The organism is Pirellulaceae bacterium, assembly GCA_029243025.1.
In the GTDB taxonomy this organism is placed as follows: domain Bacteria; phylum Planctomycetota; class Planctomycetia; order Pirellulales; family Pirellulaceae.
This window is the reverse complement of the sequence record JAQWSU010000009.1, coordinates 160,959-184,880: the sequence shown is the minus strand read 5'-3', so window position 1 is coordinate 184,880 and position 23,922 is coordinate 160,959. Positions and strand designations below refer to the sequence as shown.

Here is a 23,922-nt window from a genome sequence, read left to right as displayed (position 1 = left end):
CCGACGGCTCCTGGACTCCTCAGCAACGACACGGATGCCGAGAGCGATTCTCTCACCGCGATACTCGATACGGACGTCAGCAATGGAACACTTACTCTGAACGCAGATGGCTCCTTCAGCTACGAACCGAACAACGGGTTTTCAGGAACCGACAGCTTCAGCTATCACGCCAACGACGGCCAGCTGGACTCGAACAGTGTCACCGTCACACTTAATGTGCAGGCCAGTGGTCCGGTGGTCTTGTTTGAAGACGACTTTGAGGTCTCTGAATGGAATGGGAAATGGGTCGAAGATAACCAGAATGCCTGGTCCCGATCCAGTCGACAAGCAACCAGCGGAAGCTATTCGGCCGAAGTAGACGGATGGACCTTGAATGCCACACTCGCCATGGCGCAATCGGTGGACACCAGCAACCTGAATAGCGCATTACTTACCTTCGATTGGATGATCAACAGGGGCTTTGACAATGGCGAATACCTTGCCCTGGATATTTCAACCGATGGCGGAACCAACTGGGTTCAGCACAGTCAACTCCTAGGAAACGACTCCCAAGAAAATGTCTGGCACCCTGTATCGATTGACCTCGTTGCCCAAGGCTACGTATCCACGAACTTGAAAATCCAATTTCGTGCCAGAGCCAGCAAAACACAGGAGGATGCCTACGTCGATAACGTGCGGATCGAGGGAACAGGAGGAGCCGCGCCCTTAGCCGCGCCCTTAGCCGCGTCCTTAGCCGCGATAGAGTTGCCGACAGCCGAACATATCCTAACAGCAGCAATCTTCACCACAACGCAACACGAGCACAATCACACGTCGACTAACCGGTCGGCTTCGAAAACACACTCGCTCACTTCCACAACCCAACATCCCAACGATCGCTCGCACACTGAATCAACAACCGTCGACGCAATCTTTGCCAAATGGAACGAGCAGATATCGGCAGTAAAAATCGGACAGTCTCCAGAATTTCAGCTGGATGGATTACTTGAAAAACTAACGTTTTGAGCAAGTAACATTTGGGCATTTTCCTACTGGCTGATTGTGCATCAACGGGTTCGCGACTCCGGCGATAATCGACTCGCAACGCATCTCATCCTCACAAAGTCGGGTTCTCTTTTTATTGGGAAAATCCTAATACACCGTTTCTGTGTACTGAAGCGGGCAGCCTGTTTTGCCGTCGCCGTGCAGTCCCCTCGAAATCAGGTGGCTACCATAAAACGCTCACATCCCGATCATTACGAATGATAATTAGAATCGGATCCTGCATTAACGGCAGTGTTCATATGAACCTGTCGAAGCACCAAAGCAAATCCCAGTAGCGCAACCCTATTCCAGAAAAAGTGTTTAGGGAATCTACTAGACTTGTTTGTTATTATTGATTGAAAGTGCGCACGATTACTACGAGCACTTCAAACGCAGACTGAGTCAACGGCGGATATCCCATGCTCAAGAGACACATCAAGGCAAACAGCCTAGAATCAAACAATCAACTTACTCATTCATTACCGTCTTCTGCTCATCGCTGGTCGCAATTAATCACGGATCCAAAACGCCAATTCGACAAACCCAATTCAAAATATCAATTTGGCGTTTTCCCAGGAGAAGGAATTGGCCCTGAGATCATCGACGCCTCACTGCAGGTTTTGCGCCGGGTTGGTGAATTACGTTCAATCAACTTTGAACCTGTGATTGGCGGCCCAATCGGATTGCCCGCCGTGGCCAAGTCGGGCCAGTGCTTACCGGACGATGCGATTGAATTCTGCAAAACAATGTTCGCGACACGCTCACCGATCCTAGCCGGTGCGGGCGGTAGCCGCTTTGTCTATGACATGCGGCGAGAATTTGATTTATTTTGCAAAATCAACCCGCTTACACCGAATCCGATTTTAGCTAATTGCGGTGTCCTCAAATCTGCAGTCGTCAAAGATGTTGACATCATCGTCGTTCGCGACAATTCCGCAGGCATCTACCAGGGAACCTGGACTGAGTCCACTTCACCGCATGGACTCCAAGCCACTCAGACATTCTCATACAACGAGTCACAGATCCAAAAAATTGTACGAGTCAGCGCTGCCATCGCTCAAAACCGCCGACAGAAGCTATCGATCGTGATAAAGTCGAACGGCGTCCCAACGATTAGCAATCTGTGGGTTCAATGTGCGAAACCAATTGCCAAGGAATTTGGAGTCGCATTGGAATTTCTCGATATTGATTTTGCAGTTTATCAAGTGGTCCAATCGCCAACCTCATTCGACGTCATAGTAACGCCCAACCTCTGCGGGGACATCATCGCCGATGTAGGCGGGCTACTGCTCGGATCGCGAGGTCTATGTTTTGGCGCCAGTTTTTCCACGACCGGTGCGGGTGTGTACCAAACGAATCACGGAGCTGCCCATGATCTAGCTGGAACCAATCGCGCCAATCCGGTGGGTCAAATCTATTCGCTCGCAATGATGTTGCATGAGCAATTTGGTTTAACGACAGAGGCTAAGATGATTGATACTGCAATATCGGAGGTTTGGAAAAATGGGTTTCGCACTTTTGACACCATGGAACAAAACTGCCAGCTAGTTGGAACTCAGGAAATGACTGAATTGATCGTAAAGTCAATCCAAACAGGCGACACCTAACGAAGCGTTCCATGTCAACAGCTTTGCTTCTTATCGACCTCCAGCAAGATTACCTGCAAGCGGCAGGCCTAACTCCTCATCCAGCTGAGATTTGCGCTCGAGCATCCGCTTTGCTACATCGATTCCGGCATGCGGGTCTATCCGTCTTTCATCTTTGGACGACGATAAACGAGGCAAAAGAATCGATGCCACATTGGCAAAGGGCAGGCATTCAACGCTGCGTTGCTGGAACCCCAGGGCATCAAACTCCTTTCGCTCTGGCACCCGCGGACCACGAACAAATAATCCACAAACAATTCTACAGCGGATTCACGAACAGTCGTCTTTTAACACAACTCGAAGCGATTGAAGCGGACTCATTGGTGCTCGCAGGGCTCTACACACGAGCCTGCATTCGCACAACAGCAATCGACGCATATCAACACGGATACTCTGTAACAATTGCAGAGGATGCCACCGGCGACATCGATCCAATTCACGCGGCGATTACTCGACAATACCTGAGCGAACGCGGAATTGTTTTTCGTCCTATTTCTCAAATTCCTTGCGGTGCTCCAACATTCTCGAACACGACGTCGCCCCAAAACGAAGCGGAACCGATCAAAATCCCCACCATCTTCATTAACGGCTCGCCAGAATACGGAGAGAGCGATCGACAAACGGTGGTCCGATCGCCACATGATGGCAAAACAGCATCAGTTGTAACTCATGCCGATCGAACCACGATCTCCCGAGTTGTCGCAGCAAGTCGCAAATCGACTCGTGCCTGGCAAGCGACCCCGGTCGCTGAACGACAAGAATTAGCGATGCGAATTCACCAAAAAATCGAGGAGCAAAACAAGGACTTTAGCGAACGAATCACCGAAACGATTGGAAAGCCTATTCGAGATGCTAAACAGGAAGTACAGTTTGCCCTGAGACTGATAGAATCCGCAGTGGCTTCATCGAAGCAACACGGCCAATCGGTAATCTCGCAGTCAGCAACGGCAGCAAACTGGAATGCGATTCGGCGCCCACACGGGGTGGTAGCGGCCATTACACCATGGAACAATCCCTTGGCGATCGCCGTCGGAAAAATCACACCAGCAATTCTCTATGGAAATACCGTCGTTTGGAAACCAGCGATTCAAGGTGCGCCGGTTGCAGTTCAACTGATGCAACAGATCCAGGATTGTGGTTTTCCTAACCACGTCATTAACGCCGTGTTTGGGGATCACTCAACGGCCGAATATCTCATTCGCAATCCTGACATCGATGCGTTGACACTCACCGGATCATCGCAAACCGGGATCGCAGCCCAAGTGATTGGATTAACAAGGCAAATCCCTTTGCAAATGGAGCTAGGGGGCAATAACGCGGCGATTGTCTGGTCAGACGCAGATTTACATGATGCGACAAAACAGATTATTGCAGGTGGATTCGGTAACGCGGGACAACGCTGCACAGCGACGCGGCGAGTCATTGTCGACCAGCGATGTTTCGACAGTTTTTGGTCCCTACTCAAATCACATTTCAGTGACTTAAGATGGGGAGACCCCTGGAACGAATCAACAGATATCGGCCCGGTTGTCTCAGCAGAATCCGTCCAACGGCTGCGGGAAGTAATTGAACGGGCACGAATTGGAGGTGGGAAGGTCTACAGCCCCTTTTCAAGCCCTGAGTTCATCCAGGATACTCATCAAGCCGGTTATTATTCTCCACCAACTCTTGTGATTAACTCAGACCCGATGAATGAAATTTGGCAACGCGAAACATTCGGTCCTGTTGTAGTGATCCAAACTGCCAGTTCCTGGCAAGAAGCTTTGCAACTGTGCAACGGTGTGGAGCAAGGCCTTGTGGCAGCGCTGTTCACGAATTCAGAATCGATCAAAGAGGATTTCCTCGAGAATGCGAACGCCGGCATTTTAAAGGTTAACGCTCCCACAGCGGGGGCGAGTGCAAGTGCACCGTTTTGTGGCTGGAAGTCATCTGGAACCGGCCCCCCGGAACATGGTGTAGGTGACATCGAATTTTACACCCGCTGGCAGGTCCGTTATTGACAATTACAGACTTGTCCCCAGTTCACGCGGCACAAACAAACATGTTCATCAACGTCACTTTCGAAACGACTCAATACGGCGGGCTTTGCCAAATCCCTTCGCCCCCAAGCTATGTCGATTACGATCCGACTTACCAAACTGTCGCACATCAGTTTGTTGATACGGCAAGCAAATTCGCTAACCATATTGCCATAGAAACTGCTGACGTGTGCTGGACGTACGCGGAACTAACTGATCGCATCAACAGTATCGGCAATGCGATCCTCGCAGAACTCCCAGAACCACTTTCGCCCTCCTCTTCAGAGGAGGGCCCTGATGAGGACTTCGCCGACCCGATCGTAATATTTTTAGAGCAAGGCCCGCCTGCTATCGCTGCCATGATGGCCGTTTTCCAAACCGGAAAGACAGTAGTCTTGGTCGATCCGGCAGATTCAGTAAATCGCATCACGAAAATTCTAAGTGAAATCGCGCCGCGTCTCCTGATCACGGATTCTCAGCACCGCTCGACCGCAACAGATTTATTGAGTTGCGATTGCAAATTAGTGGACGTGGAGATGATCGCCTCTTGCCCCACAGGCATGACGCTACCTGTCTATGCAACAGCAAACGGACTCGCCTACATCGCCTACACATCAGGCTCGACGGGAAGGCCAAAGGGCGTCATGCATCGCCATTCAAGCCTATCTGTCGACATGAAAAAAAAACACGCTTTTCATCGAATGTGCTCGGAAGATCGCTGTAGCCTCCTGGTTTCGGCCAACGGACAAGCGATCAAAAACACGCTGCTTGCGTTACTAACTGGCGCTGCCATCCTACCTGTCGACCCACGTGCAGCATTTCATCAGCCATTCGAATGGCTACGAAAAAATCGTATCACAGTATTTGCCGTCACCGCACCGCTATTTCGCGTTATCGCAAACGAGGCTGCGGAAGCAAAACCGATTTCTACGGTGCGTCTGGTGCGACTGACGAGTGATTGTCTCTACCCGGAGGACATCCGTAATTTCAAACGCATTTTCCGCGGCAACTGCGTGCTTCTCAACCTACTTTCATCGACCGAAACAGGGTCGATTTGTGGTTACGTGTTCGACCAAAACACGGAGATTCCCGACACCCCTCCTCCCTGTGGTTTTCCATTTGAACGTCAGCATGTCACATTAATAAACAACCCACATCCAATAAGCTCAAATACAGGTGGCGACCTATCAGCACGCGGGCACATCGCGGTTGGTGACTCTCACCTATTTTGCGGTTATTGGAAACAGCCCGACCTTAGCAAGCAAGCTTTCATCACCCTGCCCGGCAACGATTCAAAAAGATTTTTCCGTACCAATGACCTGGCAAGTTTGAGAAAGGACGGCGCACTGGTTTTTGAGGGTCGAAGTGACTTTCAAACCAAAATAAATGGCAGATTGGTTAACATGACCGAGGTCGAGTCTGCCATTCTGCGGCATCCGAAATGCCTCAATGCGACCATCCAAACATGGGTCGACTCATCAGGAGATCGTCGGTTGCTTGCCTATTACGTGGATGGCGGTCGAACGGTCACGCCGGAAGAACTGCGAGAACATTTAGTAGGAATCTTGCCGCAGTACATGATCCCCTCGCACTTTATACCGCTCTCCACTCTCCCAACTTTGAGTAACGGGTCCATTGACCGACAAGCACTTCCGACCGTCGACGAGGTTCGCCCAAACGCCTCCACAGCTACTATCGAACCTGTCTCGCTGTCGTCACGAACTCTGTCAGCGATCTGGTGCAACACTCTGCGGCTGGACACGATCAGCATTCATGACAACTTTTTTCATCTTGGTGGCACCTCATTGCAAGGAATGAAAGTGCTCGCCGAAATTGATCGACTATTTTCGCAATCGATCTCCTTACAAGACCTGATCAACCATCCGACAATCGCTGACCTATCTGAATGGCTAGCATCCACCGAAACGAGTAATTCCAACGACCGTAGCGTGGAACTTGTCCGCGTCAACCAATCTCAAACGTCACATCGCCCAACACTCGTCATCGCCCCAGGATTATTCGGGCATGTGCGAGAATGGCAGAAACTGTTTTCGGCAACCTCGTTCCAGCGCCCCGTGGTAGGGATTCAGCTCAAGGAAAAAGGCAAATATGAACGAAGCAATGCTACCATCGAAACGATCGCAGCTCGGCTGGTCGCAGAAGTTGAAGAACAATTGGGAAAGCAACCTCTCCACCTGATCGGGCATTCGTTTGGCGGAACCCTCGCTTATGAAATGGGACAACAACTCTCGCTGCGTGGCCTGAAACCACTCTCTGTGACGGTCGTTGACTGTAAACCTCGCATGGCTTTGCAAGCGATTTCCGCTCGGGACACTCTCTCCATGGCGACCAATGCTCCATTTTGGTTCGTCAACGAGATTCGAGTGTATGGGTTGACCGAACTGGCGAAACGATTTGCTCGCTATGCAACTTTCAACCGCCCCAAAACGACAGCGACGAAAAAGGAAAAGTCAAAAGACGGTCTCGAAGAGACTGCAGAAGCAACGGCTCGAAGAATGTTTGATTTTTCCGAATTCGCACCAGCGCATCGCCAGTGGCTCGTACAAAGATACGTCGCGCACCGCAAATACAAAACACAACCCACTGAAAATCATGTCGTCTATCTCAGAAGTCGCATCAAGCCGCTACTCCATCGTCACACACCAGATGGCATGTGGAATCAATTCACCGACGATCAGCAGCTATCCGTTTACAGCATCCCGGGTGACCATGGTCAACCCTTGCATGAGTTATGGCATCAACGGTTCGCGACCACCTTGCAACAAGCGCTGCTTCAAGTAGAGAATTCTAGCCAACACCAATGACAATCATTCGCACCGACGTGCTCCCGACCATTAGCTGACGTCTGGCAAGCAACGGTTTTGCTAAACTGTGTTTGCGTTACGATTCTTTCCGCACCTCTCGACTCTTGTGTGCAATCGCCAATCGTCGGCCTCAGAGCAACAAAGCTTGCGTTAAGATTGGTCAGTGTCTTCACGTCGATCGCTATTTCAGTTAGTCATTGATGATGACGTTGCCAGGGCGAGGAAAAACGAGTGTGAAGAATCAAGGAGTGCTCACCTCTCGAGGAAGCGAGTGATTATTCAAAAAAATCAAACGATTCCTAAGCCGATTTAATACTCAAATAAAATCGCTTGAGATAGGCGTTAACGCTTACAGTTCTTGCTGTCGTCGCACTGCTCGCGGTTTAGCCTCTTCTAGAATATTTCCAGAGTTCGGAGCTGGAATTGGTGCCGCAAGCCATCGGCACACATTTGCTGCCTTCCAGCATCTGTTGAATCGATCGCTGGGAAAAGGATGGAAGCGAAACAAGAACGCACAGCCGGAGAGTTTTCGGTCTGTGCGTTGGCATTCGAATCGCGGCATGAACATTCAACGAACCACTGCAAACAGTCGATCAGTCTCTAAAAGACATTAACAGGCGCAGAACATACCAAAACAACAGCACAATGGACGAGAAAAGCGCCAGAGAGGCGGCGACGTGCTGGCCAATGCGATAGTTATGCAGCACATTCGATGTGTCGTAAAGAATGTAACAACAGGCAAACGCGATCATGACGTAAGTAAAAATCGGTCCGAGCTGGAAACTGAATACAACCGCACACACGATGAAGCCCATCGCAGCGAAGCCGCCGAACATCAGCGCCGATCTCAGGAAAGAAAAATCTTTCCGCGTGATGAACACGACCGCCGTCAAACCGACAAACAGACTCAACGTCGAGACAGCGGCAGAGGTTACTACGCCGGAGTATTGTGGTAAAGTTGTCGCAAAAAACAAAAGCGGCAACAAAATGACAGCTTGAGCCACGACGTAGAGCCCAAGCCCAGCATACTGCTTGGGAAGTGACGTTGCTGACAACGCCCAACTATTCGCGAGCCAATTGACACCCATGAAGAGCCCTAACACAATCAGCCAACTATACTGGCTACCAACCATCAAGCCGATCAGGGCTGGAGCAAATGGCGTTTGCAGCAGGATAGCTTCGAGACCCACCAGAGCAACGATCGCTCCGACTAGGTGCAGGTAGGTTTTGCAGATAAAACCAGTTCGCTCATCCGCGGCAGCCATAGCAGCGACGGAGAATTGCGGTGAATCGTAGGGATTAGATGCATATGCCATAGAAAAAACCTCGGCTAATGGGGGGAACATTTGGTTTCTATCGAAAAGAACGGATACGCTCGAAACGCTCGATATCGTACCTCAAATATAGCTTTCCGGCGATGGTGATGTGTTTCCCTACCCACCGGCCGGCGAAATAGCTCTGACGAGTTTAAAATCGATTGCAACAGGCGAAGAGCGAGCTTGGCTTGCGATAGTCCGTCAAGTGCGAAACAGGGCGTCCGAATGTAATGAGAAATGACTGCGATAAAAAACGTAGTTGAGCCAACATCTACCGAATGGACTTCCACAGTGATGGGTGTACTCGAATTTCGAATCACCCATGCTTCAACAAAACCTATCGCCCCTCTCGCGACTTAGGCGGTCACGGCTCTCAACATTCAAACCGCCCCCCCCCCGCCTGATTCTGTTTCGCTCCAATGCTGACAATTTCTGATCGCTGAGATTCAAGCGGTCAGTACACCATCGATAACCCTTCATTGAAAGCCAACGCCGCGTGACGGCCAAAGTTATCGCGGTCGGCAATTAATTTTGATTTCATTGTTACATCCGCCTACGAATATCCGGCGGGGGCTTGGGCACCGCCGATTGCGTCCTGTGGATGGGTTTTGGAGTTACACCAACGAATACTGGCCGTGTCTATTTTATGAACAGCTACGACTGGGGTAGATGATTTAATGCCGACTTTGCGATGCGGCAGGAAATCGTTGACATCCGATCCAGTCCTGTTTTCAGTGCTGATACCTCCCATCCTGCGGTATTGGAGTCTGACCGACCTGGTCACCACGCCCTTCACTGGGAGCATCTGATGTGTAAACGAATCCCCGCAATTATCCTGTTGCTCTTTATTTTCCACACGACGGGCAACACTTTCGAAACTGAGAACGCAAGGTGGCTCGAAAGTTATGTTCTTAGACATATCGAAAATCGGGCATTTTGGTTGAACAGGATCTTTGAGCTTCTTATATTGCCCGGCCAGAGAGGGATAGAAAGGATTTAGAGTCCATGAAATCCTGTGCACCAGTTTGTAGTGGAGTCGTTTTATGATTCGCTTACCCAAGTTTCGCTACGCACTCTTGGCACTTTTCACTTTGAGCGTGACGCTACAAAGCCCTGTGAATGCGAGTGTGGTCACTTTCGGCACCGATACCAACCAGTTTGATATGACGTTCGTTGAGATCGGCAATCCGGGCAATGTCGATGATACGACGGGGCCCCCTAAACCCGGCCGGTTCGGTGGCGTACGCGTACCAGCTGGGGAAGTACGAACTCAGCCGGGACATGATCACGAAGTACAACGCGAATTACGAGACCGCTAATGGGCTGGAGATCGACATGATTAACATGTCGTCCTACGGCGGAAACCGCGCCGCGATGCCCGCTACGGGCGTCAGTTGGAATGAGGCAGCCCGTTTCGTGAACTGGCTGAATACGAGCCAGGGCTATCAGGCGGCTTACAATTTCACGACGAGTGGCATCAACGACAACATTGCTCTGTGGAGTTCCGCCGAGGCGTGGCAACTGGGAGGCGAGAATCTTTTCCGCCACAAGGATGCTCATTACTGGCTGCCGAGCACGAACGAGTGGTATAAGGCGGCGTTCTACGATCCCGTGAGCGGGACGTATGGTAATTATCTAACATCGGATGGTTCTTTGCCGACTAAAGTAGCAGGCGGCACAGCCGACAAGACAGCCGTGTATGGCCAACGGCCCGGACAAGGGCCGGCGGACATCACCAGTGCCGGCGGTTTGAGTACGCAAGGCATTATGGGGCTGGGGGGGGTAATGTTTGGAAGTGGGAGGAAACAGAGTCCGACTTGTTGAATGACAGTGTCTCGATGCCTCGCGGTGGCCGCGGCGGCTTCTGGAGCGGCATCTCCATCTACTTGTCGTCGTTTTCCGATTGGTACATGGACAACCCGGACCACGAGCGCAACATCTTTGGTTTTCGCGTCGCAAGTCTTTCCTCATCCGCGAATGAGGTGCCGGAGCCAGGTTCGGTGTTGGTTTGAGGCCTGCTTGGATTATTCGGTGTCTTTGTGGGTACAAAGCGGTTGAGGAAATAGCCCTTCATCTATCGGATGTGTCGGCGTAACCTGCGGGAAAGCGGAGCCCATAGCGGGAGGACACCGTGCTGGAACGGTAGCGGGTGTGTCGATGGCAAATCCTCGGTACTCGCTACAGGCGATACTCTTTTACCCTGTGACTCTCTCCGACGGCACGCCGCCGATCGAGACGGCTACCCGAGAAGGCAGCATTCCCTTTACAATGGGGGTCGTCAAGCGCCTGTAGCTCAGGGGATAGAGCAACGGATTCCTAATTGATTCCCGCGCATCAACAAACCCCTTAAGACCCTTGTTTTTTAGGGGTATCTGTTCTCAGCCATCTGCTGTTTTGAACGCGGAAGCACGTCGAGCGGGGGTATATACCCCCGGCTTCGAGACGAAGAAAGTCGTGATGGACTTGCGTTGCGAACAGTCTCAACGAGCGACAGATTAACTTGCTTTGCGGCGACGATTCCACCAGGTGCCAACACATCCAACGATGCCAAGCAACGTCCAAGTAATCACGGAGGCGGGTTCGGGAATCGGGTCAGGCTCCGGAGAGCTGATCGTTAGGATGTCGCTTAGCCCGTATAAAGCGTATGCGTCACTTACAGTGGAATTCCAAGATACATCAGAAATCCAACTCGCGTCGGTGCTTGTCATAAGCCCCAGCATCGCATCTGGAGATTTTCCAAGATGATTATCCGCTGAGATTCCAGCAGCAGTCGTTCCAGTCCAAGCGGAAGGCGTGGGTGGGAAAAATTCAACTCCGCGCACCGTCGCTAGTAAGGAGTTTTGGATAGAACCGTCCCATAAATCAGCATTACCATCAGCGATCCGCTGGCCCGCCAAATTGAAGATCGGCACGCCTGTACCATTCAAGCCTGGATTTGTTGAGGTGTTATCACGTGCGTCCACTGATGCTGTCGACCCTATGACCTTCCAATCAGATTCGACGATATTGTCGCCCAGAGAGTCAACGAAAGAATTGTAGACCTCAATTTCGCTCGACGCCGCATCTCTGGCTTGAGAAGTTACGAAAGCCAAACGATACGAACTACCGGGATCCAAGCCAACTACCGATTCATCGAATTCCCAGGAAGCGTGGACATGCCCAGCCCCGCAGACGATAAAAGTGGCGATAAGAGAACGAAAAAGCAGTTGAATCGGTATCTTGCACATGTTGCATCTCCAAAGGCGTTTCCGAACGGCAGCTATTTATTGTTGAGACCGTAAGGCCCAATTGCAAGTATCCAGCAACCTTCTCGACGGTGTGCTGAACGTCTCCAGCTCGTTGATCCGCAGCTCACGGTCGGCGCAATAAAAAACCCGCCTACTGGGACGAGTATAAGATACTCCCGAAGGAGCAGAAACTCTACGTGCTCTGACAAAAAATGTCAGAGCCTTATCGATCCTCTTTGCCGGGCGCCAGCACCTCTCCAAAATCAAAAAGCCAGGCCGGCGAGAACACGTATGTCGACGGCAAATCCTCAGCATTCGCTACAGGTCATCTCCTTGTACCCCGGGCCTCCTGGCGATCGAGACGGCTACCCGAGAAGGCAGCATTCCCTTTACAATGGGGGTCGTCAAGCGCCTGTAGCTCAGGGGACAGAGCAACGGATTCCTAATCCGTAGGTCGCAGGTTCGAATCCTGCCAGGCGTATTGGACTTACGTCAATTCAACGGCGTCGTGGAATTACATGACGGAACAGCAGTTCCCACTAGAATCAATACAACTGCTAAGAACAAAGAAACATCTCGAACGAACGGCGCAGTACAAACAAGTGAAACCATGACAACACCGAGGTCCCCAATTCCATCACCGACGACCCCACCAGAAAACTGCTTTTCGTTTTCTATAATCGAGATACCATGCAATTTATTTCGGTTGCTTGTGCTTCGTTACTACCGCGAATAAGTGTGCATAATTTGATCATCAATGCCGACAAGGATGACAGTGGGGGTGTCGACATCAAACGACTGCTCATTAATCTCGATAGTTCGTCCATGACATACAAATGGAAATCCATGGACAACGCATTCAGTCTCGCCGTCAGCATACGAATACGAGAAGTAAACCACACCGTGAACCGATGCATCACCACTTCGTTGCGGTGTGTCTCCAGCAATCGGAATACGTCCCGCAGTTCCACCAGCACGCATTCGCCCGAGCAATACAATTCTAACTTGCTCAACATGGCACAAGATCGCGTTGCCCCGACCCTCAATGTGGTACAACAATTTCGTGGGATGTGGACGCGTAGCCCTAACCGAATTATTGATATTAAGAAAATGCACCGCCTTGAAGTGGAGTGTAACGGGCTCATAAATGCCGAACGCAACGGCTATGAGCGTGACCAAGATCAACAAACTTCGCAAACTTAACCAAAACCGACGGCGTTTAGATTTTGGTCGTTGTTTTTCTACCAAAACCACCATCCCTCTGTGACATGAAGAATTTCAAAACGAAAAAACCTTGTTCTTTATTTAACCTGGGAACTGCGCTCACCGACCACGCTAGTTTCCAGCTTAGTGAATTCAACATTGATTCTCTAGCCGCGTAAGTCTGCAGGCAAGTGGCGGACGACCACTTGCGTTGCTGGGTCGTTTTCGGAGCTGAGCGTTGGTACCCCACCACTGTATTCTGGTGTTGCACCTAACTCTCTAACGCTCAATCAGCACCTTTGCTTCTGACATCGCCTCAGAGATCTCTCTGTTAAACAGCTACCTGGCCGATGTAACCGCAGCATGTCACTACTTCAAAAAACAGACCCGGACTAATGACGGTAGTAAAGTTCCGGTGTCTGTATAGACCGGAAGCGAAGTTAGCCTGGGCATTACAGGCTTCGATTAGCTGTGCCTCACGGGAAAAAGCGGATTCCTAATCCAAAGGTCGCAGGTTCGAAGCGGGCAGGCCTGCTTGCTCTACTCGTCTCCCGACCCCGCACCAAAAGTTGATCCTCAAAGGCGGCTCGAACGCCTGCTGAAAAACCCTGTCTTAATGCATTCCTGGCAAGACCTTACGACAACGATGCATCTCAAACGACTCTCGGTTTTGTCAGTTCCAGCCGCTGCTAGACGCCAAGTCAGGTCTAAGTTTGGATCCTCTTCGTACTCGCCACAACTCGGTGTCACAAAGACGTTGCGTCAAACGTTCGACATAGAGTGGGTTCGAAGAAGGTTGCCTTCGGTGTACTGAGCAAAGATTTAACTCGCGAGTCGATTACTGGCAGTATGCCTTCCGCTTCGAAGCTCAAATTTTGCTTACCAGGTAAATCAAAATCGAAAAAATACCGGGCGTGCCACCGACAGAAGGGCTCAGCAAGAGCCTCACGGCTTGAAATTACATTGAAACTTCCTACTTCAACTGCGATGACCTGAAGGGCTAAGTCGATGCAACCGCGTTGATCTCATGCTGAATAAAGTCACAGCATGGTGGAAGGTCGCCGCCACGAATGGTGAGCGTTCCGTTGTCAACCGACACAAACAGCCTGACCATGGTCATTTGCGAAGCAGAGAAGCCAGCGAAAACCATGCTCGATCCAAGAGTCTGAAGACCGGTCAGCTCGCTGAGACTCAAAACCGAGTCCAGTGTTTTCCCATCCAGTGAGGATCGTCCCGAACCTCGCAAAACCGCCTCGACTTGCCGAAAAGATGCCGAGCCATCCGAGTTACGAACCAGGGTAATCGGCCCTTCGATCTGATACTCGTCCGTGAAACCGGCAAAACCACCCGAGACAATAAATCGGCTTTGATCCAAATCGAATTCGTAGCCTGTGGTGTCCGTTTGAATGACACGCCTCTCGACATCAATATCCCAGGTCGTATTCCGCGGAACGGCGAACAGCCCCAGATGTTGGCGTAGATCTCTGGTAAAACCAAATTCAAACTGAAATTTGATATCAACAACGCCATCAACAACTGTCTGTTGGCCGACCAGACTGTCGCCACCTGAACCGCTCCATGAAAAGAAGAGCAGCGACTGATGATCAAAGTCGACTTCTTCGGCAACCGCATCCACGGCTTTGGTGTCGTGAATGGCTGCAATTAGCTGTTCGGTATTGGTAATTGTTACCGGTGGACCAAAGGACCCCGAATTACCGGGCGAGCGCGCGACAAGTGGAGACAAATCGTCAATCAACTTGCCTTGCAAGTAAGTTCCTGCCTGGAAGACAGCTACGAGATCGCCCGAATCAAACTTGCTATCTTGATTCCAATCACCTTCTGTCCAATCAGCCGGATCTCCGGTCTGATACTTCCCAGCCTGAAATACGCGCACCAAATCTTGTTGATCAAACTGCCCATCGGCATTGCTATCGCCGAGCACACAAACTTCAACGGATCCGAGTCCGTAACAATCCATGACGCGCCGCGACTCAAGCGACTCAAAACCGGTCAGCCGATTCACGTGCTGGCGAAATCGATCGATAAAGCGTTTGCCCATTGAATCTTCTTGCCTCTCTTCATCGTTGATACTACAGGATCGGGCTTTCAAACATGTCGGCTCCAATTGGCCTCAACACAGCGAGCTTCCCAGCTATCGACGACCTCGTGAAAACCTGGCGTTCCCCCTACCAGTTCTTTTTCCGATCAGTTCGTCCAGTATAACGCTTCCCGGCAATTCCTCCGACCAGTTGTGCCAAGAAGCTTGAAGATTGCGTTTTCCAGTCCTAATTCTAAGCCACGAACGTTGCCGTGTTTGAACAACAGGGCACAGGATGACCGGATCGACCACTGCAGGTCGATCGCATCGTTGCACGGCAAACAGAATTCAAAGCTGAAAGCTCTAACCGTTAAGAAACGATTTCCGACTTTTTCAACTGCAAGGGCGAATCGGGATTTTCTGCAAAGCAGTCCAATACGGCGACAAACCGCTCGAGCATGGCGTTGACTTCAGCTTGAGAAAACTGATTCTCATAGAGTTTAAGAATCAGAGTAGTCGCTTCCGGTCGATCGACCACGTGCAAATTCCTGGGTACAAACGAGTATTCTTTTGATCGATCGATCGAAGTGACATCCAGTTGCCCAAGTTTCAAATCGACATTTGCACCGGGAATAAAATTGATATTAAAGCCAATTCGTGTCCAGTGGCCTGGATGCCGAATCCCCCTATCAGGGCAGGCGACTTCCTGCGACACATCAAGATGGGCATAAGCCTCCATCATGGATCGGCAACTCCGTTGAAGTAGCTGGCGAAAGCTAAGCTCTTTCGAAACACGAGTGCGCAAGACGACGCGTTTCCGAAAACAGCCGATCAAATTCTCACTCTCTGGGTGCACACGGGCCCCTAAAGGCATTCCAACAAAACTGACTTCTCGTCCCGTCATGAAATACTGAAAGACATTCATCGCGGCAAAAACAGCAACACTAAAAGTGCAACCTTCTTGCACACTTAGTTCCTGGAGCAATTCTCTCGTGTTTGCCGGTACATCCATCCGATGACGCAAGCAGTCCCAGCCACCCATCTGCACCAATTCATCGAGTGGGGGCGTTTCATTTTCTAAAGGTAAATCGCTTAAATGCTGACGCCAATAGAGAATACTTTGCTGCAGGTGATTGTGTTTCAACTGCTCTCGTTCCCAGGCGGCAAAATCGCTTGGCTGCAGAGGAAGATCAGGAAGATCAGCAGGCCGTCCAATGACAAGTGCGTCGTAAAGCTCAGCAAGATCTCGAGTCAGGATTGCCAACGATTTGGCATCCATGACAATATGATGAATCGTCAACACCAACACATGCTCGTCGTCGTGCAGCTTCAGGAGCGTTGCCTTCAACAGTAAATCTCGTTCGATATCAAACGAATGCACGGCTTCAGCATCAAACAATCGGCGAACTTCCGCTTTCCTGATCTTTCCAGAAAAATGTCTTAAATCCACACAGGGAAACGCAGTCGTTTTTGCAGCCGAGACAAACTGCCTTGGCGTCCCGTCAACCTCGCGAATATTCGTGCGTAACGACTCATGCCTCGCGAGGAGCAAATCGATCGCCTCATGCAACTTGTCAATCCTGAGATCACCCTTCAAACGATAGGCACGACTCGTATTCGGCGGCCTCAAACCGGGACATTGGTGATGGACATCCCAGCATGACATCTGCGAAAACAGCAAAGGCGAGGAATCGCTTTCCGGCACAGCCCCCGGTTTAGCCAATCTCACGTCATTCTGATTTGCATCCTGCGAAGAAAGGTGCTGAGCCAATTGAGAGATCGTTCGACAACTGAAAATATCGGCAACACTCACCTCATAATTCAGTTCCTGTCGAATGTAAAAGACAAGCTGCATGGCCAGCAACGAATGCCCACCTAGCATCACAAATTCATCCTCGACACCGATAGATTGTTCAGGAAACAGATCCGACCAGATCTCAATCAGTTGTTCCTCCAAAGCATTCCGGGCGGAAACAGGACTTGCCTTCAACAACGCTCGTGTAAATCTGGGCTTTGGCAAGGCGCGACGATCGACCTTTCCATTAATTGTCAGCGGCAGTGACGGCAACGGCACATAAGCTACAGGCAACATGTATCGAGGTAGCAACGGTTCCATTTTTTGTTGAATTTCTAACTCCGTCGTTTCAGCGGTATCAGCAGGAACAAAATAAGCAATCAGCTGCGGATTCCCAGCAAGGTCTTTCCACAGATCCACAACGGCATCCGCAACACCCGTCTGCTCTCGCAACACCGCTGCGATTCCATTGAGCTCAATCCGATACCCCCGTATTTTGATCTGATCGTCCAAACGACCAAGGAACTCCAAGTTTCCGTCATTCAACCAGCGGACCTGGTCACCGGTTCGATAGAGTCGATCAGAAGCTGTTTTACCAAAAGGATTTTCAATGAATTTTTCAGCTGTCAGCTCGGGCCGGTTCCAATAGCCTTTTGCCAACCCATCCCCTCCGAGGTACAACTCGCCTCGAGCACCAATCGGCACCGGTCGCAAATCAGGATCGAGCACATAAGCCTGCGTATTTCCAATGGGCCGTCCGATAGGCAGCGAGCAAACATCCTTTTCCAAATCATGTGGAATCGGATAACAACAAGCAAACGCCGTGCATTCCGTCGGTCCATAAACATTGGCAAGAAGCTGGTCCGATCTCAGGTAAGGAAGGAACGAACGAACATGGTGGACCGATATTGGCTCGCCACCGGTAAGAATCTGCCGAACACCCTGAATGGCCTTTGGCAGAGTCTCGATCAACCGATTAAATAAGGCAGTGGTCAAGAACAGCGTGCTCACTTGATGGCGAGAGATCAGTTGCGACCATTGGCCTAAGTCAGTCGGCTCCGCAGGAGCGAGAATCAATTTTGCTCCGTGCAAGAGTGCTGCCCACAACTCAAAGGTCGAGGCATCAAAAGAAATTGTCGCTACTTGCAAGACGGTTTCGTCAGCACTAAATTCTGCGTAGTCAACGCCAAACACAAGGCGAGCGATCGACCGATGCCGAATCATCACCCCTTTCGGTTTCCCAGTCGTACCTGAGGTGTACATCACGTAGGCAAGATCATCGGCCGTTATGTCAACGTCGAGATTACACGTTGATTGACCATGCACCCAATCGGTCTCCAAATCAACTACATGCTTCACTTGCCCTGCGAGACGACCACCAACTTCTCCCCAGGCGACCAAGATATCCGCGCCGCCATCCCGCAACATGTAGTGCAAGCGATCATTCGGATATTCGGCGGCCAACGGAAGATAGGTAGCGCCGGTCTTAAGAATCCCCAACAACCCAATGATCATTTCAAAACGACGTTCGACACCAAAGCCAACGAAATCGCCTTTTTCTACTCCCAGACTTTTCAGATGCCAGGCCAGTTGATTCGCTCGCTGATTTAGTTCCCGGTAAGTCAACGATTCATCCTCGAACACCACGGCGACTGCATCGGGTCGCAAATCCGCTTGGATTTCAAACAATTCATGGACGGTTTTATCACAAGGATAATCGGTTGAAGTATCATTCCAATCGACTGTCAACCGTTGTTGCTCAACTTTTTCAAGTAATGGAATCTCCGCAAGAGTTCGATGAGGATTATTGCTGAACTCAACTAACAGATGCTTCAGCTGAACAAGTAATCGCTCGATCGTTTCATCTTCAAATTGCTGTCGATCGTAACTGATTTCGAGCGACAGATCAGCTTCACAGATCCCGGACAACACGAGTGGATAAGGGGTTATTGCCTGGAGCTCGACCTTGCGTTTTCGCCAAGCCGAATTCTGTCGCCACAATGATTCTTGCAGACGGTATTTTTCAAAGACAACAAGACTTTGAAACAGTGACTCTTCAGCCGAAAGGCAAGTCCAGGATTGAATTTTCCCCAGGGAAGTGTGCTCATGTTCACCAGTTGTAATCCATTGGTCTCGCAAATCCCGCAACCAATCAACGAGTTGAACGTTACTCATTCTCTTTGCGCGAACGGGAAGAGTATTGATCAGCAATCCAACCATCGATTCGCTGCCTTCCAGCGAGGAATGGCGACAAGCACGTGTTGCACCGAAGACGACGTCATCGCTTCCGCTGTGTTGGCAAAGTAGTAGAGCCCAGGCCGCCTGCAACATTGTATTGAGAGTAACTCCTACCTCTGTTGCGACAGATTCCAAACGATTCGTTTGATTCCTTGACAGGCAGCCGTCCAAAGTGCGATAAGCCTGCTTCCCGATCGACGATCTTCCATTCGTATTTCGCGTGGGAAAAGTAGCCTTGAGCGTATACCCATCCAACCGTTCTTGCCAGTAATCTTTGCTTCGCTCATCGGACTGATCTGCCCGCCACTGAAGATAGTCCGCGATCTGATAAGGTTTATTTAATTCAGTGGACTGCCCCTGAGCGAATGCGTCATAAAGCGTGAACAGTTCCTGCATCAGCAACCGTCGCGACCTGCCATCAAACAACGCATGATGCGATGTCCAAAGGAGTTGAAAATGCTGATCGGGCATTTTAAACAGGTTCCATCGCCAAAACGGCAGCTTCCCTGGCGCAAAGCCACGGCGATAATCTGCGACAAGGAACGACTCCATTTCGTGTGCAGTGACTTCCTCCGGCCACTCTTGCCAAACTTGCAACGGGAGAGTTTCGGAGATTGGTGGTTGAACCCGCTGAACTAGCTGGCCCGTCGGTCCAAAATCAAAGGCAGTCCGTAAAACATCATGGCGTTCCACGAGCTTGCACCATGCTTTGCACCAAACGTCAGCAGAAAATGGCTCTTCCAAGGTCAACAACAACTGCTGGACGTACCAGCCTGCCTCCGGTGCAGACAGCGAGGCCATCAACATCGCACGTTGCAACTCCGTCAGATCGTGAGATCCCAGTAACGAATCCGAAACCGTCAAGCTTTTTGACATCCGAATAGCTTCCTAACGAGCATGATTTCTAACGGGCCAGTCGACATTAGGAGTCACTCCGCACATTCACCACTGTAGAGTCACTGCAGAAGAAGTCGAATTGGGGGATCGATAAGAAACGAAACACGTCCGCCTGATACGAAAAAGTTTTGCGTGGCGATGAGAAACAGACTCAGGAGCCTCCCATCATTCGAAGCAGTTAGGTAAGTTGACACCCCAGCGCAGAGAGTCTTTCGCAAGGTTCATCATTTCTGTCGTGCCACAGTCAATCCGTCGGGCCTTGCAAGAGTTTCCGACGGGGCATGATCCAAGACCAAGAAGACTCGCCCATTCATCGTTCACTCAGACTGAAACTCAGGACGATCCATATTTGGTTTAGTGAACTTCAACGAAATCAGGCTGGAAAACTTATGCCACGCCAATGAACGACTGATGTGTTCGCGTTTCAAGACTTCCTCAATTATTTTTCGTTTTGAGTATTGACTCCGCAGGCCGCACATTAAGCCAGGACCCTCTTCCACATTGTGTACTTCGTGCCAAAGATGCTCCGGAAAAAACAAGATATCTCCGGGCTCTGCCAACACTTCCTCGAAAGGAATATCGGTGTGGTGGATCAGTTCGTGCTTGGACAACCAGACGCCAGGTACCCCCGAAAGAGGAATGGCACGCATGAGCGGAGACCACTTGTGCATCACAAACCTCCAGTACTTTGAGTTCGCAATCTGGAAGCTAAAGTCAGGTGTCGTCGCCTGATGCAAAAGCGCCTGGTACTTATTTCCGTGATAGAGGAAAGAGTGCGTATAGCAGCGTCTGATGTCATCCTTAGGTGGAAGCAGGTCAACAATTTTCAGCAGGATCCGCTCCAGGTGAGCTCGGAATGTGGGGTTATTCTGGGCCAACGTGACACTAAACCCAAGATACATCGGCACCCCAGCGGCCATTTTTTCTAAGGCAGGAAAGAGGTCCATCCATTGAGATTGGAGCGCCGCTCCCGACGTCCGCAAGTACCAGGTAGGTTTCACGCATTGGTCAGGGTCCATCCCTTGAGGTTGGAGCGCCTCTCCCGACGTGTGCTCAGCAGCGGGAACGTCAAAAATATAAGGCTTGTTCTCAAAGTGCTTGGCTGGTTCGCGCCCCCAATCCAGTAACTCTTCTTCGTCTGCAAAGAATGATTTAAATAGTACGATCCGATCTCGACGCCTGAGCGCCGCCCGAACCTCATCGCACACTTCACTGCATTGGAGCTCTTCGGGAGATACGACGAGTAGCGACTCGTTGCTCTGGGGACAACGTAGACGTTCCATGTCGAGCGGATGCTCTTTCAGAAATTTTTGGTTATCCCAGGCAGTCGGCAAATCAGAGTCAGCCTTTCCCCACTGCTTACCGATCAGGTTATATCGTCCGGGGAGGCTAAACTGATACCACATCTTCATCCATTGCCACGGATAGATCCTGGGCATCCCATTCGATGGTGACATATATCGCTGTTCCTTACTAAACTGGCAGGCTTAACTTCCTATTCAGAATTTTGGCTCCAACTCGGCTAACGAGCAGAACTATTCCAGCCTAATATGCAGAATTATTTTCCCAACGGAATGCTTCTGTGAAATGGCGGAATAATGGAAAAAACTGAGCCAGTTTGAACGAAAAATTCAGGTTACTCAAGGCAAATCAGAAATGAGTTCTGAGCGGAAGCCCATTCCCTTTCGAATCGCAGGCGGTGAGCCTGAGATTCAACTCAGCTTAAAAGCTGAATTTCCGAGAGCGCATCAGGATTTTCCAAGCTCGACAAATCGCCAGGCTTTTCACCGAGTGCGAGGGCCTTTATCACTCGTCGCATGATTTTCTGTGACCGAGTCCGAGGAACATCAGGCACGGCAAAAACATATTTTGGGCGAAAAGCTTTCCCGACAATATCCACAATCGTTTCCTCGACTTCATCAAGCAAGTCAGCGTCCGATGAAATACCAGGACCTGGAACAACGTAGACGACGATCACCTCGCCTTTCAAATCATCAGGAACTCCAATCGCGGCAGCCATTGCTACCTGAGGATGGGAGACTGCAGCATTTTCGATTTCGGCAGGTCCTATACGTTTCCCGGCGATATTGAGGGTATCGTCCGAGCGACCATGTAAAAACCAAAATCCGTCGGAATCCACCATAGCCCAATCACCATGGACCCAGACATCAGGCCAACGGTTCCAATAGGTATCTAAATATTGTTGCCTCTCGTTCCAAAAACCTCGCGTTGCCGCCGGCCAATGCTCGGTACACACGAGTTCTCCGACTCCGCCCTGGAGTGACGCACCAGCTTCGTCGAAAACGTCGATGGACATCCCCAAACTAGGCCCACCGACTGAACAAGGCTTCATGCCTTGCAGAACATTGGCGGCGAGAAAGCAGGCCCCCACCTCGGTGCCACCCGACATATTGATGATTGGGAGTTGCCCCCGTCCAACCTTCTCAAAAAGCCACCACCAGGGAGAGGGATTCCAAGGCTCTCCCGTCGAACCAAAAATACGAAGTGAAGAGCGAGACGTATTTTCCAGAAACCGATCACCGTGAGACTGCAACGCTCGAATAAGTGTAGGAGATACTCCCAACGCGGTAATCCCGAGCTCATCAACCCGTCTCCAAAGGGTTCCTGGATCTGGAAAATCCGGTGCTCCGTCAATCAGTGCTAGAGTTGAGCCGTTTCCAAGACCGGCGATGATAAGCCAAGGTCCCATGATCCATCCCATATCGGTGACCCAGGTAGCCACATCGGTCGTCTGGTAGTCGAGTTGAAAGGCTCCCTCCTGGATGATCTTAATCGCGGCCCCCCCATGAGGAAGAAGAATCCCCTTAGGTTTCCCCGTGGTGCCAGATGTGTAAGCTAAAAGCACGGGCTCTTCGCATGGAATGGGTCGCGGGGGAACGAAGTGGTGAAAGCCTACAACATCGCTCCATGGCACGTCCCGACCATCGCACCATGGGGTATCTGAACGATCGGTGTAAGGAACGACAATCACTTTAGAAATCTCACATCCTAAATCGATTGCCGCATCGACGGTCTCCTTCATTGGAACCATCTTTCCACGCCGCAAAAAACCATCCGCAGTGAAAAGAATGTTTGGCTTCGAGTCTTGCAAACGACTCGCAATCGCCTCGGCTCCAAAGCCAGAAAAGATTGGTACGAAAAGGCCGCCGACCCTGGCCACAGCAAGAAGCACAATCGCTGCTTCAACGCCCAGGGGAAGAAAGCAGGCGGCCGTATCGCCGGGCCGCATGCCCTCGGACTCTAACCAACCGGCAGTCCGAGAAACCGAATCCAGCAGCTCGGAATAGCTCAGTTCACGACGTCGACCATCCTCTCGAATAGTTTTGATTGCAATTTTCCCAGGGGTTTCTGCAGCCCATCGATCAACACACATTGCCGACAAGTTCACTCGTCCGTCATGAAACCATTTACCGAAAGGTTTTCCTTCCGAAAGATCTCGCACCGTTTTATACGGTTGAAAAAAAGGAATACCCAGGAAAGAAATCGCTTCAGGCCAAAACCACTCTGGGTCCGTGCAAGATCGTCGAACAAGTTCCTCATACGTTTCAATGCCATGAATTGACATGAAGCGGCGGGTGTTGGATCTTGCATCCACTTCGGCTGACGCGCGCCAAACCACATCTTTTTCTGACATTCCAGCCCCCTTCCTATCGTTCAATTTTGGCATGAGCCGAA

At 50.7% G+C, this 23,922-nt stretch carries 14 protein-coding genes and 1 tRNA gene; 9 read left to right on the top strand and 6 right to left on the bottom strand.

The window, feature by feature from the left end; all coding sequences use genetic code 11:
* From P8N76_04835 to P8N76_04820, 4 genes are all read left to right on the top strand, one after another.
* On the top strand, positions 1 to 1,005 hold a 1,005-nt coding region (locus P8N76_04835), incomplete at its 5' end, for a cadherin-like domain-containing protein (GenBank protein ID MDG2380977.1).
* Between the two features lie 437 nt (positions 1,006 to 1,442).
* Complete coding sequence (locus P8N76_04830; protein ID MDG2380976.1) at positions 1,443 to 2,630, top strand: isocitrate/isopropylmalate family dehydrogenase; 1,188 nt, start codon at positions 1,443 to 1,445, stop codon at positions 2,628 to 2,630.
* Positions 2,631 to 2,641: 11 nt separating this feature from the next.
* Positions 2,642 to 4,669, top strand: coding sequence for an aldehyde dehydrogenase family protein (locus P8N76_04825; GenBank protein MDG2380975.1), 2,028 nt, complete (start codon positions 2,642 to 2,644; stop codon positions 4,667 to 4,669).
* A gap of 41 nt (positions 4,670 to 4,710) precedes the next feature.
* Complete coding sequence (locus P8N76_04820; protein MDG2380974.1) at positions 4,711 to 7,512, top strand: alpha/beta fold hydrolase; 2,802 nt, start codon at positions 4,711 to 4,713, stop codon at positions 7,510 to 7,512.
* 593 nt (positions 7,513 to 8,105) lie between these two features.
* Here the strand turns inward: P8N76_04820 and P8N76_04815 are convergent.
* Positions 8,106 to 8,858 (bottom strand): Bax inhibitor-1 family protein, encoded by a 753-nt coding sequence (locus P8N76_04815; GenBank protein ID MDG2380973.1) that lies wholly within the window; start codon positions 8,856 to 8,858, stop codon positions 8,106 to 8,108.
* Positions 8,859 to 9,871: 1,013 nt separating this feature from the next.
* Between P8N76_04815 and P8N76_04810 the strand changes: the two genes are divergently transcribed.
* From P8N76_04810 to P8N76_04800, 3 genes are read left to right on the top strand one after another with little or no spacing between them, the layout of a single operon-like run.
* A complete protein-coding gene (locus P8N76_04810; protein ID MDG2380972.1) occupies positions 9,872 to 10,147 on the top strand; it encodes a hypothetical protein in 276 nt (91 codons plus the stop codon).
* 16 nt (positions 10,148 to 10,163) lie between these two features.
* Positions 10,164 to 10,652, top strand: a complete 489-nt coding sequence (locus tag P8N76_04805) for an SUMF1/EgtB/PvdO family nonheme iron enzyme (protein ID MDG2380971.1) — start codon at positions 10,164 to 10,166, stop codon at positions 10,650 to 10,652.
* The gene (locus P8N76_04800) at positions 10,649 to 10,840 is read left to right on the top strand and encodes a hypothetical protein (protein ID MDG2380970.1); all 192 of its coding nucleotides are present in this window, start codon (positions 10,649 to 10,651) and stop codon (positions 10,838 to 10,840) included. Before P8N76_04805 ends, P8N76_04800 begins: the two co-directional genes overlap by 4 nt.
* Positions 10,841 to 11,323: 483 nt before the next feature.
* Here P8N76_04800 and P8N76_04795 read toward each other — a convergent pair whose 3' ends face one another.
* Entirely contained in the window at positions 11,324 to 12,055 is a 732-nt protein-coding gene (locus P8N76_04795; GenBank protein MDG2380969.1) for a hypothetical protein, read from the bottom strand.
* A gap of 408 nt (positions 12,056 to 12,463) precedes the next feature.
* On the opposite strand from P8N76_04795, the gene P8N76_04790 reads away from it, so the two are divergent.
* A tRNA-Arg gene (locus P8N76_04790) sits at positions 12,464 to 12,536 on the top strand.
* A gap of 209 nt (positions 12,537 to 12,745) precedes the next feature.
* Positions 12,746 to 13,258: a hypothetical protein gene (locus P8N76_04785; protein MDG2380968.1), complete on the top strand. Its 513-nt coding sequence runs from the start codon at positions 12,746 to 12,748 to the stop codon at positions 13,256 to 13,258.
* A 1,000-nt stretch (positions 13,259 to 14,258) separates the two neighbouring features.
* Here P8N76_04785 and P8N76_04780 read toward each other — a convergent pair.
* The 4 genes from P8N76_04780 to P8N76_04765 form a co-directional block, all read right to left on the bottom strand.
* Positions 14,259 to 15,317, bottom strand: a complete 1,059-nt coding sequence (locus tag P8N76_04780) for a hypothetical protein (protein ID MDG2380967.1) — start codon at positions 15,315 to 15,317, stop codon at positions 14,259 to 14,261.
* A 349-nt stretch (positions 15,318 to 15,666) separates the two neighbouring features.
* Complete coding sequence (locus tag P8N76_04775; protein ID MDG2380966.1) at positions 15,667 to 20,205, bottom strand: amino acid adenylation domain-containing protein; 4,539 nt, start codon at positions 20,203 to 20,205, stop codon at positions 15,667 to 15,669.
* A 338-nt stretch (positions 20,206 to 20,543) separates the two neighbouring features.
* Positions 20,544 to 21,683, bottom strand: a complete 1,140-nt coding sequence (locus P8N76_04770) for a hypothetical protein (GenBank protein MDG2380965.1) — start codon at positions 21,681 to 21,683, stop codon at positions 20,544 to 20,546.
* 260 nt (positions 21,684 to 21,943) lie between these two features.
* Positions 21,944 to 23,914, bottom strand: coding sequence for an AMP-binding protein (locus P8N76_04765; GenBank protein MDG2380964.1), 1,971 nt, complete (start codon positions 23,912 to 23,914; stop codon positions 21,944 to 21,946).
* Positions 23,915 to 23,922: the final 8 nt, after the last annotated feature.

Coding starts and splice junctions, on each gene's coding strand:
- P8N76_04825 (MDG2380975.1), top strand. CDS start 2,642: ATGTCAACAGCTTTGCTTCTTATCGACCTCCAGCAAGATTACCTGCAA.
- P8N76_04805 (MDG2380971.1), top strand. CDS start 10,164: ATGATTAACATGTCGTCCTACGGCGGAAACCGCGCCGCGATGCCCGCT.
- P8N76_04795 (MDG2380969.1), bottom strand. CDS start 12,055: ATGTGCAAGATACCGATTCAACTGCTTTTTCGTTCTCTTATCGCCACT.
- P8N76_04810 (MDG2380972.1), top strand. CDS start 9,872: ATGATTCGCTTACCCAAGTTTCGCTACGCACTCTTGGCACTTTTCACT.
- P8N76_04780 (MDG2380967.1), bottom strand. CDS start 15,317: ATGGGCAAACGCTTTATCGATCGATTTCGCCAGCACGTGAATCGGCTG.
- P8N76_04765 (MDG2380964.1), bottom strand. CDS start 23,914: ATGCCAAAATTGAACGATAGGAAGGGGGCTGGAATGTCAGAAAAAGAT.
- P8N76_04770 (MDG2380965.1), bottom strand. CDS start 21,683: ATGTCACCATCGAATGGGATGCCCAGGATCTATCCGTGGCAATGGATG.
- P8N76_04830 (MDG2380976.1), top strand. CDS start 1,443: ATGCTCAAGAGACACATCAAGGCAAACAGCCTAGAATCAAACAATCAA.
- P8N76_04785 (MDG2380968.1), top strand. CDS start 12,746: ATGCAATTTATTTCGGTTGCTTGTGCTTCGTTACTACCGCGAATAAGT.
- P8N76_04775 (MDG2380966.1), bottom strand. CDS start 20,205: ATGTCAAAAAGCTTGACGGTTTCGGATTCGTTACTGGGATCTCACGAT.
- P8N76_04815 (MDG2380973.1), bottom strand. CDS start 8,858: ATGTTCCCCCCATTAGCCGAGGTTTTTTCTATGGCATATGCATCTAAT.
- P8N76_04820 (MDG2380974.1), top strand. CDS start 4,711: ATGTTCATCAACGTCACTTTCGAAACGACTCAATACGGCGGGCTTTGC.